The organism is Cellulomonas pasadenensis (assembly GCF_047229365.1).
Lineage (GTDB): Bacteria > Actinomycetota > Actinomycetes > Actinomycetales > Cellulomonadaceae > Cellulomonas.
Genome location: NZ_JBFTEP010000116.1, coordinates 1 through 11,339 on the forward strand (window position 1 = coordinate 1; position 11,339 = coordinate 11,339).

Below are 11,339 nucleotides of genomic sequence, written 5' to 3' on the forward strand. Positions count from 1 at the left end.
GCGCACGACGGCGGCGCGCGCCGCGTCGAGGACCTGAGCACGAGCGCGACCGGCGGCGCGAGCGTCGCCGCGTGCGAGAGCGCGTCGCAGGCCGCGCCGCGGCCCGGCGAGGGCTGAGCCGGGCGAGGGCCGGGGCGGCGGCGGCCCCGGTGGGTCAGTCGGCGAGGCCGCCCTCGGGGTAGCCCTGGACGATCGTCATGTGCCCGCCGAGGTAGCCGCTGACACCGACGACGGCGCCCGCGGCGAGGACGACCGCCTTGCCGAGCTTCCGCCTGTCCTTCCTGCGCAGCAGGTAGGCGGTGGCGTACATGCCGAGGCCCACGCCGTTGAGGGCCGCGTGCACCACGCCCACACGCTGGACGCGCTTGTTGCCGCTGAACCAGTCGGCCGCCCCCGTCAGCGCCGTGGGCATCGCGGCGAGCACGCCGAGCCCGAGCAGGCGGTCGGCGGACCTCTCGGCGTCCTTCCCGCCGACGAGGTCGAGCGTCGTCGCGCTGATCCACAGGCCGAGCGGCAGGTCCGTCATCAGCGGGTGCAGCGCGTGGCCGATCGGCTCGCCGTTGAGGACGCCGCGCAGGCGGTCGTGCGACAGCAGCGGCGCGTACCAGGCGTGCGCCGCGGCGACGGCCGGGTCGAGGCGGGCGTCCTCCTCCAGCGCGAGGGTCAGCGCGAGGGCGGTGTTGTCGGTGTCGGTCGAGCGCGTGTGGGACACGGGGGCCTCCGGGCGGTCGCGGCTGGGCTCGGCTGTGCGGGTGCTGCGTCGTGCTGCGCTGCGGCGTCGTCCCGACGCCTCGTCCAGCATGGCCGCGCGCGGCCGACCTCGCAGCGCGACGAGCGGGCACCGCGCGCCGGGTGCGCCGTGCCCCGGTCGCGGCGGGCGGCACCCGGCCGGACGATGGCAGGACCGTCCCCTCGTCCCCGGAGGTCCGCCGTGGCGCGCCGCACCGTCGCCGACCAGCTCGTCGCCCAGATCGTCGCCGCCGGTGCGCGGCACGTGTACGGGATCGTCGGGGACAGTCTCAACCCGGTGGTGGACGCCGTCCGGCGGGCCCACGCCGACGGCGTCGACATCGAGTGGGTGCACGTCCGCCACGAGGAGGCCGGCGCGTTCGCCGCGGCCGCGGAGGCCGAGGTCACGGGGCGGCTCGCCGTCTGCGCGGGGTCCGCCGGGCCCGGGAACCTGCACCTCGTCAACGGGCTGTACGACGCCAACCGCACGGGCGTGCCGGTGCTGGCGATCGCGTCGCACATCCCGAGCGCGCAGGTCGGCACCGGCTTCTTCCAGGAGACGCACCCGGACCGGCTCTTCGCGGAGTGCTCGGTGTACTGCGAGCTCGTGTCGACGCCGACGCAGGCCGCGCGGGTCGTCCGCACGGCGATCCACCACGCGTACGGCGACCGCGGCGTCGCCGTCCTCACGATCCCGGGCGACCTCGCCGACCTGCCGGCGGAGGACGACGGGGTCGACGTGCTCACGCCGCCGCCGGCGCCGCGCGTGGTGCCCGACGCCGGTGCCGTCGCCGCGCTCGCGGAGGCGCTCGACGCCGCGGGGAAGGTGACGATCTTCGCGGGCGCGGGCTGCGCGGGCCGGCGCGAGGACGTGCTCGCCCTCGCCGAGGCGCTGCAGGCGCCCGTCGGGCACTCGTTGCGCGGCAAGGAGCACGTGCAGGTCGACAACCCGTACGACGTCGGCATGTCGGGGCTGCTCGGCTACGGCGCGTGCCAGGCGGCCATGGAGGGCGCCGACCTGCTGCTCCTGCTCGGCACCGACTTCCCGTACGACCAGTTCCTGCCGGCGGACGTGCGCACCGCGCAGGTCGACGTCGACCCGACGCACCTCGGGCGCCGCACGCGCAACGACCTCGTCGTCGTCGGCGACGTCGGCGAGACGGTCCGCGCGCTGCTCCCGCTGCTGACGCGCCGCCGCGACCGGCGGTTCCTCGACGCGATGCTCACGAAGCACGAGCGGGCGATGACGGGCGTGGTCGGGGCGTACACGCACGACGTCGAGGAGCACCGGCCCATCCACCCCGAGTACGCGGCGGTCGTGCTCGACGAGGAGGCCGACGACGACGCCGTCTTCACGGTCGACACCGGGATGTGCAACGTGTGGGCGGCGCGGTACCTCACGCCGAACGGGCGCCGGCGCGTCATCGGCTCGTTCTGGCACGGGTCGATGGCCAACGCGGTGCCGCACGCCATCGGCGCGGCGCTCGCCGGGCGGGGCGCCGCGGGCGGCCCGCGGCAGGTGGTGGCGATGGCCGGGGACGGCGGGCTGTCGATGCTGCTGGGCGAGCTCATCACCCTCCAGCACTACGCGCTGCCGGTGAAGGTGGTGCTGTTCGACAACGCGTCCCTCGGCATGGTGCGGCTCGAGATGCTCGTCGACGGGCTGCCGTCGTACGCGACCGACTCGCCCGCGGTCGACTACGCGGGCGTCGCCGCGGCGATCGGCATCCCCTCCGTCCGCGTCGAGGACCCGCGGGAGGTCCGCGGCGCCCTGCGGCAGGCGTTCGCCCACGACGGCCCCGCGCTGGTCCAGCTCGTCACCGACCCGCGTGCGCTGTCGCTGCCGCCGAAGATCACGCGGCAGCAGGTCGCCGGCTTCACCGCCGCCATGAGCAAGGAGGTGCTCGGCGGCGGGCTGGGCGAGGTCATGGCGATGGCGCGGTCCAACCTCCGGAACGTGCCCCGCCCGTAGGGCGGCGTCCGCACGCGTGGTCGGCGTCAGGCGTGGTGGGCCGGCTCGTGGGCGGCGTGCCCGACCGGCTCGAGCTGGAACGTGGAGTGCGTCGTGTCGAAGTGCTCGCCGAGGCAGGACCCGAGGGCGTCGAGGACCTCGCCGCAGCGGTTCTGCGCGAGGCAGGCGTCGTCGACGACGACGTGCGCGGACAGCACCGGGACGCCGCTCGTGATCGTCCACGCGTGCAGGTCGTGCACGTCGACGACCCCCGGGACGCGCCGGATGTGCGTGCGCACCTCGTCGAGGTCGACGCCGCGCGGCGTCGACTCCAGCAGGACGTCGACGACCTCGCGCAGCAGCGACCACGCGCGCGGGACGACGAGCACCCCGATCGCCAGGGACGCGAGGGCGTCGGCGCGCTGGTAGCCGGTGACGGCGATGACGACGCCCGCGACGAGCACCGCGACGGACCCGGCGAGGTCGGCGAGCACCTCGAGGTAGGCCCCGCGGAGGTTGAGGCTCTCGCGCTGCCCGCGCCGCAGCAGGAGCAGGCCGACGAGGTTCGCGACCGCGCCGACCGCCGCGGCGGCGAGCATGACGCCCGGCGCGACCTGCGGCGGGTCGTCCCAGCGGCGCACCGCCTCCACGACGACCGTCACGCCGACGCCCGCGAGCAGCAGGCCGTTGACGAGCGCGGCGAGCACCTCCGCCCGCTGCATGCCGTACGTGCGGGCCGTCGTCGCGGGACGTGCGGCGAGCGACGCCGCGACCAGGGCGATCGCGAGCCCGCTCGCGTCGGTGAGCATGTGCCCGGCGTCGGCGAGCAGCGCCAGCGACCCGGACACCAGCCCGCCGGCGACCTGCACGCCCACGACGGCGAGCGTGAGGACGAGGACCACGACGAGTCGGCCGCGGTGCCGGCCGGTGGCGGTCGCCGCACCGTGACCGTGCGCGTGCCCGTGCCCCTGCCGGCGTCCGTCGCCCCGCCTGCGCCGGGCCGGGCCGGCGGTCACGACGTCCCTCCGCGGCCGGCGTCGCGCGACGTGCCGGCGCCGACGGCGGGGCACAGCGCCACGGCGTCGCCGGTGCGCCCCAGCAGGTGCTCGGCCGCGCCGAGGAGGCCGACGACCGCGTCCGGCTCGGTGAGCGCGAACCACGACGCGCGACCCTCGGCGCGGGACGTGACGAGCCCGCAGCCGCGCAGGCACGCGAGGTGCTGGGACACGGTCGACTGCGCCAGGCCGAGGTGGCCGGTCAGGTCCACGACCCGGTGCTCGCCGAGCAGCAGGTGCCGCAGGATCGCCAGCCGCGACGGGTCGCCCAGCGCCCGGAACAGGCTCGCCGCGGCGCCGAGCGCCGCCACCTCGTCGAGCGCGCGGTCATCGTCCCGTGCCGTCGTCATCGCCATACGACGATGCTGCCGGTCGGCGCCGGCGCACCGCAACACCCGCCCACCAGCCGGGCGCTAGCGTGCCGACATGGCACGCAGGCGGCTGACGCGCGACGTCGAGCTCACGGAGGCGGACGACCACGCCCCGGACGGACGCGCCGCCGCGCCGGTGGCCGGTCCCGAGCCGGGTGCCGGGGACGTGCCCGCGCCGGGCGGCCCCGCGCGCCGGCGGCCGTCGCGCCGGACCGTGCTCGTCTCGGGCGGGCTCGTCGTCGCCGTCGCCGCCGGCCTCGTCGTGGCGCAGCAGGTCGCGGACCGCCGGGACGCCGAGCGGCTCGCGCGGCTCGCGACCGTGCCGGGCGTGGTCGCCCCGGTCGAGACGCCGCTCGAGGTGCTGTGGTCCTGGTCCTCGGGCGGGCTCGGCCTCCCGGCCGCCGTGGACGGTTGGTACGACCCCGCCGTGCTGGTCGGGCTGCGCGTCGCGGACGACGCGGCGGCGACGCTCGTGGCGGTGGCGGGCGGCACCGGCGAGGAGACGTGGACGGTGCCGCTGGTGCCGGCGGCCGGGCCGCTCGGGGGGGCGCCGACGCCGTCCGGCGTCGCGTGCGCGGCCCTGCCGGCGGCCGGCACGGACCGGGTCGTCTGCGTGGCGTCCGACGCGTACACCGTCTGGGAGGGCACGAGCAGCTACGCCACGGCGCCGACGACGTCCCGGCTGCTGGTCGTCGACGGGCGGACGGGCGAGGTCGTGGCCGAGCACGGCACCGACCCGGCCGACGGCCCGCCCGCGCACGACCTCGCGGTGGCGGACGGGCGCGCGGTGCTGCTGGCGGCCGAGGCCGGCGGGGAGGGCGTCCTGCGGGCGGTCGACCCGGTCACGGGCACGGAGGCGTGGCGCACACCGCTGCCGCCCGACGACCCGGCCGGCCTCAGCGGGCAGCTCGCCGGCCCGGGCGGCACGCTGGCACGGCTGCGCGACGGCACGCTCGTGGTGCTCCGTGGCTCCGGCGACTCCCTGCTCGTCGACCCCGCCGACGGCACCGTGCTGCGCGAGGTCCCGCGCGGCAGCACGCCGGCCCTGTCGCCGCAGCTGCGCACGCCCGGCGGCGTGGCGTGGGGCGTCGGCGCGAGCGGGACGGCCGACCTCGTGCGCACCGACGGCGCGTCCACCACCGTCGTCCTCCCGACCGGCGACCTCACCTTCCCGGGCGCGCACGTGCCCGTGCTCGTCGACGACGGCTCGGCGGGCGACCTCGTGCTCGCCCGCGACGGCGCCGGCGTGCGGGCGCTCGACCCGGGGACGGGCGACGCCCGGTGGCAGGTCGACGCCGGCGTCGCGCGCAGCGCGCACGTGCTCGAGGGGCGCGTGCACCTGGAGTCGGCGGCGGGCGTCGTCACGGTCGACGCGGCCACGGGGGACGAGCTGTGGCGCCGCGAGCGGGCCGGGTCGGCCCCGGCGACCGCGCCCCTCGTCGACGGGCGCCTGCTGTGGGAGGCGGAGCGGACGACGGCGCCCGGCGGCGGGCTGGGCGCGGACCTCGTCGGCCTCGACCCCGCGGACGGCACCGAGCGCGCCCGCGTGCCGCTGCCGGCGGGGCTGACCGAGGTGTCGCCGTACGGCGGCCGGCTCGTCGGGCTCGCCGGGCTCGGCACGGACGGGGTCGTGGTCGTGGGCTGACGGTCGTGGGCTGACGGTCGTGGGCTGAGCGGTTGTGGCTGCGCGGTCGGGCACCGAGCGGTCGTGCGACGAGCGGTTGTGCGCCGCCCGGGCCCGTGACCGCCGGACGGGCCCGGCGGTAGCGTGCTGCGATGGTGCGCGGACGCGACACGCGGGTCGTCGACCTGGACGAGGACGACCCGGCGGACGACCGCGCCGACGACGGCCGTGCGGGCGCCCGCCTCGTGCGCCGCGGCACCGGCGACGTCGGGACGGCCGGCGCCGGGACCCCCACCGCAGGCACCGGGGGCACCGGGACCGCCGGCCCGGCGGACGCCGACACCCCCGACGACGCACCGGCGCGCACCGCCTCCCGGCGGCGCCGGGCCGCGGCCGCCCTCGGCGTCGTCGTCCTCGCCGCCGGGCTGTGGGGCGCCCAGGCCGCCGTCGACGCCCGCGAGCGCGCCCGCCTCGACGACGTGCGCGACGTCCCCGGCGCCGTCGTCCCGCCGCCCGCGGAGCTGCGCGTGCTGTGGGCGGCCGCCGTCCCGCCGCCCGCCGCCGACGGCCGGCACGACCCGCGGACGTTCGCGGGCCTGCGCACGCACGCGGACGGCGCGACGGACGTCGCCGCGGTCGACGCGGCGACCGGTGCGGAGCACTGGGTCCTGCCGCTCGTGCCGCCGCCCGCGGACCGGGGCGCGGAGGTGTTCCGCGTCGGCAGCCGCTGCGCCGCCGCCGACGGCGACCGGCTCGTGTGCCTCGGCAGCGACGCCACGCTGCCGCGACCGGGGACGGACGACGGCGCGGGCGAGGCGACGGTGTCGCGCGTCGTGCTGGTGCGGGTGGGCGACGGCGGGATCGAGGCGGACCTGCCCGCGCGCTCGGCGACCGGGGTGCCCGCGCACACGTTCGCGCTCGCGGGCGACCGCGTCGTGCTGGTGGGCGTGGACGCGGACGGCACGTCGCGCGCGTGGGCGCTCGACCTCGCGACGGGGGCGCACCTGTGGGACGTCGCGCTGCCCGCGCCCGCGGCGACGTCGACGCTGCTGGTGGGGGTCGACGTCCCCTGGACGCTCCCTGACGGGACCGTGGGGGTCGCGCTCCGCGACGGCAGGGCGGTGCTGCTCGACCCCGCCGACGGCCGCGTCCTGCGCGAGCCGCTGCGCGGGACGTCCGCGGCGGTCGTCACGCCGCGGCTCGACGGCCGCGTCGAGCTGGCCGTGCCGCGCGGGGAGGACGCCGACGTGGTGCGCGCCGACGGCGACGTGCGGGTGCCGGGGCGCCTGCTCGACGTCACGGCCGACGACGGGTCGCTGCCCGGGCTGCTGCTGAGCCAGGGCGGCGGGCGCGTGCACGCCGTCGACGCGCGCACCGGCGAGGTCCGCTGGACGGCGGAGACGTTGCTGCCCGACGGGGCCGCGGTCCTCGACGGTCGCGTGCACGTCACGACCGTCGAGGAGCTCGTGACGCTCGACGGCCGCACGGGCGCCCGGCTGTGGGCGCGGGACCGCGCGCCGCGGGCGTGGGCGCGCGGACCGGTGACCGACGGGACGCTGCTGTACGAGCCGCGGCCGGCGGACGGCGGCGCGGACCGGCCGGGCCTCGTCGCGCTCGACCCCGCGGACGGCACCGAGCGGGCCGACGTCCCGCTGCCGCGCGACGTGTGGTCGGCGGCGCCGTGGGCGGGCCGGCTCGTCGCGCTCACGACCGACGGCGTGCGCGTGCTGGGCTGAGCGCGCGCCGGCCTGGAGCGCGTGCCGAGCCGACCCGCCCCGTCAGCCGGCCGCGGTGCGCCCGACCACGAGCACGTGCTCGCGCTGCGCGGCCGACGAGGACACGAGCACCGCGAGCCTGCCCAGCCGGGTCGGGAACCACCCGACGTACTCCTCCGACGACGACGCGCGGCCGCGGCCGGTCGGGGTGGGCGTCGGCGCGGACGCGCCGGGGCGCAGCTCCACGCCGTCGCCGTCGTCGCGCACGTGCGCCGACCACGCGGCCGCGCCGTCGAACGTCCACGCGTCGAGCGCCCGGCCGGCGCCGACGAGCAGGACCGCGCCGTCGGTGAGCAGCTGCGCCTGCCCCGAGCGGTGCGGCAGCGCCACGCGCCAGCGCACCTCGCCGTCGTCCCCGTCGACCACCGCGAGGTGCGTGGGCCCGAGCAGCACGAGCGTCCCGTCGACGACGAGCGCGGAGTGCGCGTCCACGTCCGTCGCCCGCCACAGCGTGCGGCCGTCGGGGCGGCGCAGGGTGGTGCGCAGCGCGTCGTCGTCGCGCGCGACGGGAAGCCGGTCGCGCCGGCCGACGCCCGACGACGTGAGCACGACCGTGCCGAGGCTGCCGTCGTCGACGCCGAGGGGCACGAGCGCCTCCTCGCCGAGCGACACCGGCGGCCCGTCCGGCGGGTACAGGGTGGTGGACGCGGCGGCGTCCGGGTCGGCGAGCACCACGGCACCGCCCGGCAGGAGCGACGCGGGCGACGTGCCGACGTCCGGGTGCGCGGCGAGGACCGTGCCGTCCTCGGGGTCGAGCACCCACGCGTCCCGGTCGAACGTCAGCAGGAGCCGTCCGTCGCGCGCCGTCATCCACGCGAAGGGGCTCTCGGTCGGCGACGGCGTGAGGTCCGTCCGCCAGCGCGGCGTGCCGTCCGTGGCGAGCCGTTCCACCGCGATCACGTCCGTCCGGTTGGCGACGACCCAGCCGTCGGCCGTCCGCTGCACGGCCGCCGCCTCACCGAGGTCGAGACGGGACCGCACGCTTCCGTCCTCCGGGTCGAGCTCGAGCGCGGAGACGACGGACCGCGAGTACTCCTCGCCCACCTGCGCGACGCGGTACCACTGCGCGGTGCAGCCGACCGGGGTCCCGGCCGCCGTGGGCACCACCCGGCCGGTCATGGCGTCGTCGTCCGGGCCGGCGCACCACAGCGACGCGCTGCCCTCGAGCGCCTCGCCCGGCGGGGGCGGCACGGGCGTGCGCCACCGCTCCTCCCCCGTGCGGACGTCGACGCCGACGACGACGCCGTCGGTCGTCTCGCCCCAGGGGCCGCCGGTGGAGCCGATGACGGCCACGTCGCCGGCGACCGCCGCGTACAGCTCGGCCTGCACGGCCTCGGGCAGCGGTCCCGAGGCGTCCCAGGACCGGCTCACCGACGTCACGACCGGCAGCGCCGGGTCGACCTCCCGCAGCACCCCGGGCACGGCACGCAGCGCCTCGGCGCGCGCGGCCAGCTGCCGGCGGGCGAGCGCGTCGAGGACGACGGCGGTGCCGACGACGAGCACGAGCACCGCCGCGACCGCGGTCACCACCGCGGGGTGCCGGCGCAGCCACGACCGTGCGGGCGGCTCGCCGTCGGGGACGTCGGGCCGCTCCGGCTCGTCCTCGACCAGCTCGACGTCGCGCAGGGCCATGGCGGGACGCTACCCGCGGACGCGGGCGCGCCGGGCCGGTTCCGGCGGGCGGGGGCGGGGCGTCGTCAGGGCGTCGGGTGCCGTGCGTCGTAGTCCCAGAACGTGCGCTGCGCGCGCACCAGCACCCACACGAGGACGACGCACGCGACGCCGCCGACGACCGCCGCCCAGCCCTCGCCGACGCGCGTCGACCCGGCGCCGAGCGCGAGCTCGCCGAGCCGCGGCCCTCCCGCGACCACGACGACGAACACGCCCTGCAGGCGCCCGCGCATGTCGTCGGGGGTCGCGGTCTGCAGGATCGTCTGGCGGAAGACCGACGAGACGGTGTCGGACGCGCCCGCGAGCGCGAGCGTGGCCAGCGCGAGGACGAGCGCGACGGGCAGCACGTGGTCGGGCGTCGTGCGGCCCGCGGCGACGAGCACCGCGCCGAACGCCACGATCGACAGGCCCCACGCGGTGATGGCGGCGACGATGATGCGGCCCTGCCACCGCACGCGCGCGAGCCCGCCGGAGAACAGCCCGGCGACGATGCCGCCGACCGCGATGGCGGCCGTGAGCGCGCCGGTGGTGGCCTCGCCGCCGCCCAGGTACAGCACGCCCACGGCCGGGAACAGGGCGCGGGGCATGGCGGTGACCATGGCGACGATGTCGACGAGGAACGTCATGCGCACGTTCGGCTGCGTGCCGAGGTAGCGCAGCCCGTCGACGACCGAGCCGAGCCCGAGGCGCGCACGGCGGGTCGCGGACGGCTCCGGCGGGACGGGCGGCAGGCGGAGCAGCGCCGCGAGGGCGAACGTGAACAGCACCGCGTCGACGGCGTACGCCCACGCGTACCCGACGGACGCGACGAGCACGGACCCTGCGAGCGGGCCGATGGTCAGCGCCGTGTTCCACCCGATGGTCTGCAGCGCGTTCGCGGCGGGCATGAGCCGCGGCTCGAGCAGGCGCGGGATGATCGCCGACCGCGCCGGCGAGTTCACGGCGCCGGCGGCCGACTGCACCGCGACCAGCGCGTAGAGCAGCCCCACGTGCTCGTTGCCGAGCACCGCCTGCCCCACGAGCACCAGCACGGCGAGCCAGCTGACGACCGACGCCACGAGCGCGACCGTCCGCCGGTCGTAGTGGTCGACGAGCGCGCCGCCGTACAGCCCGAAGACGACGAGCGGCACGAGCGCGCACAGCCCCAGCACGCCGACGGCGAGCGTCGACGCGGTGAGCGCGTACACCTGCAGGCCCACGGCCACGACGGTGAGCTGCGCGCCGAGGTTCGCCACCGACAGCCCCAGCCACAGGCGCCGGAACGCCGGGCTGACCCGGACGGGGGTCAGGTCGACGAGCAGGTGACGCACCGGGTGAGCCTACGTCCGGCCCCGTCGCGTGCCCGGCCGGCGGCGGCGTGACGCTCGCCTCGTGCGCCGGGCGGGTCCGTGGGACCGCGGGCGCAGGTGGCAGGGTGGGTGCGTGGACAGCGCACCCGTCGAGCACCTCGTCGTCATGGGCGTCTCCGGCACCGGCAAGTCGAGCGTGGGGCGCAGCCTCGCCGACCGGCTCGACCGGCCGTTCGTCGAGGGCGACGAGCTCCACCCCGAGGCCAACGTCGCGAAGATGAGCAGCGGCGTCGCGCTCACCGACGACGACCGGTGGCCGTGGCTCGAGGCGGTGCGGGACGCGATGACGGAGCACGCGCGCGCGGGCCGCTCCACCGTGACGGCGTGCTCGGCGCTGCGGCGCGTCTACCGGGCGACGCTCACCGCCGCCGAGGGACGCGTGCGGTTCGTGCTGCTCGACGTCCCGGCGGACCTGCTGCGCGAGCGCGTCGCGCAGCGGCAGGGCCACTGGATGCCGCCGAGCCTGCTCGAGTCGCAGCTCGCGCTGCTCGAGACGCTCCAGGCGGACGAGGACGGCGTGGTCGTGGACGTGCGCGGCGACGTCGAGGCCACCGTGGCCGACGCGCTGCGGCTGCTCGTGGCGCGGACGGCGCCGGCCGGGGGGCGCGCCTAAACGTTCCGGCCTCGCCGGGGCCCTGCCGCGGCGGCGCGGCCGCTCACTACCGTGCGCGGATGGACCCGACAACGGGGACGGGCGCGCACCCGGCGGTGCCCGCGGTACGGCCCGGGCGGGCGGTGCTCGTGGCCGCGGTGAGCCTCGCCGCGGCCGCCGGCGCCCACCACGCCGCGGGCGGCGCCGTGCCCCGGCCGGGCG

General features: G+C 78.4%; 9 protein-coding genes. 4 read left to right on the top strand and 5 right to left on the bottom strand.

Annotation, left to right across the window (positions count from 1 at the left end; translation table 11 throughout):
* Positions 1-154 precede the first annotated feature (154 nt).
* A complete protein-coding gene (locus AB6N23_RS14410; protein ID WP_412866705.1) occupies positions 155-712 on the bottom strand; it encodes a DUF2231 domain-containing protein in 558 nt (185 codons plus the stop codon).
* A 183-nt stretch (positions 713-895) separates the two neighbouring features.
* Here AB6N23_RS14410 and AB6N23_RS14415 point away from each other — a divergent pair, with 183 nt between their 5' ends.
* Positions 896-2,701, top strand: a complete 1,806-nt coding sequence (locus AB6N23_RS14415; RefSeq protein ID WP_412866706.1) for a pyruvate dehydrogenase — start codon at positions 896-898, stop codon at positions 2,699-2,701.
* 26 nt (positions 2,702-2,727) lie between these two features.
* On the opposite strand, the gene AB6N23_RS14420 is transcribed toward AB6N23_RS14415, so the two are convergent.
* Both AB6N23_RS14420 and AB6N23_RS14425 read right to left on the bottom strand, forming a co-directional pair.
* On the bottom strand, positions 2,728-3,696 hold the full coding sequence (locus tag AB6N23_RS14420) for a cation diffusion facilitator family transporter (protein WP_412866707.1): 969 nt from the start codon (positions 3,694-3,696) through the stop codon (positions 2,728-2,730).
* On the bottom strand, positions 3,693-4,091 hold the full coding sequence (locus tag AB6N23_RS14425; protein ID WP_412866708.1) for an ArsR/SmtB family transcription factor: 399 nt from the start codon (positions 4,089-4,091) through the stop codon (positions 3,693-3,695). The genes AB6N23_RS14420 and AB6N23_RS14425 overlap by 4 nt, the downstream gene beginning before the upstream one ends.
* Before the next feature lie 70 nt (positions 4,092-4,161).
* Here AB6N23_RS14425 and AB6N23_RS14430 point away from each other — a divergent pair, with 70 nt between their 5' ends.
* On the top strand, positions 4,162-5,751 hold the full coding sequence (locus AB6N23_RS14430; protein ID WP_412866709.1) for an outer membrane protein assembly factor BamB family protein: 1,590 nt from the start codon (positions 4,162-4,164) through the stop codon (positions 5,749-5,751).
* A gap of 131 nt (positions 5,752-5,882) precedes the next feature.
* Entirely contained in the window at positions 5,883-7,466 is a 1,584-nt protein-coding gene (locus tag AB6N23_RS14435) for an outer membrane protein assembly factor BamB family protein (protein WP_412866710.1), read from the top strand.
* A 42-nt stretch (positions 7,467-7,508) separates the two neighbouring features.
* Here the strand turns inward: AB6N23_RS14435 and AB6N23_RS14440 are convergent, their stop codons facing one another.
* Together AB6N23_RS14440 and AB6N23_RS14445 are read right to left on the bottom strand one after the other, a co-directional pair.
* On the bottom strand, positions 7,509-9,137 hold the full coding sequence (locus AB6N23_RS14440; RefSeq protein ID WP_412866711.1) for an outer membrane protein assembly factor BamB family protein: 1,629 nt from the start codon (positions 9,135-9,137) through the stop codon (positions 7,509-7,511).
* A gap of 65 nt (positions 9,138-9,202) precedes the next feature.
* Complete coding sequence (locus tag AB6N23_RS14445; protein WP_412866712.1) at positions 9,203-10,486, bottom strand: MFS transporter; 1,284 nt, start codon at positions 10,484-10,486, stop codon at positions 9,203-9,205.
* A 112-nt stretch (positions 10,487-10,598) separates the two neighbouring features.
* Between AB6N23_RS14445 and AB6N23_RS14450 the strand changes: the two genes are divergently transcribed.
* A complete protein-coding gene (locus AB6N23_RS14450) occupies positions 10,599-11,138 on the top strand; it encodes a gluconokinase (protein WP_412866713.1) in 540 nt (179 codons plus the stop codon).
* Positions 11,139-11,339 lie beyond the last annotated feature (201 nt).

Bases quoted from the DNA above. Each gene is read 5' to 3' on its own strand.
- AB6N23_RS14430 (WP_412866709.1), top strand. From the start codon at position 4,162: ATGGCACGCAGGCGGCTGACGCGCGACGTCGAGCTCACGGAGGCGGAC.
- AB6N23_RS14435 (WP_412866710.1), top strand. From the start codon at position 5,883: ATGGTGCGCGGACGCGACACGCGGGTCGTCGACCTGGACGAGGACGAC.
- AB6N23_RS14425 (WP_412866708.1), bottom strand. From the start codon at position 4,091: ATGGCGATGACGACGGCACGGGACGATGACCGCGCGCTCGACGAGGTG.
- AB6N23_RS14440 (WP_412866711.1), bottom strand. From the start codon at position 9,137: ATGGCCCTGCGCGACGTCGAGCTGGTCGAGGACGAGCCGGAGCGGCCC.
- AB6N23_RS14415 (WP_412866706.1), top strand. From the start codon at position 896: ATGGCAGGACCGTCCCCTCGTCCCCGGAGGTCCGCCGTGGCGCGCCGC.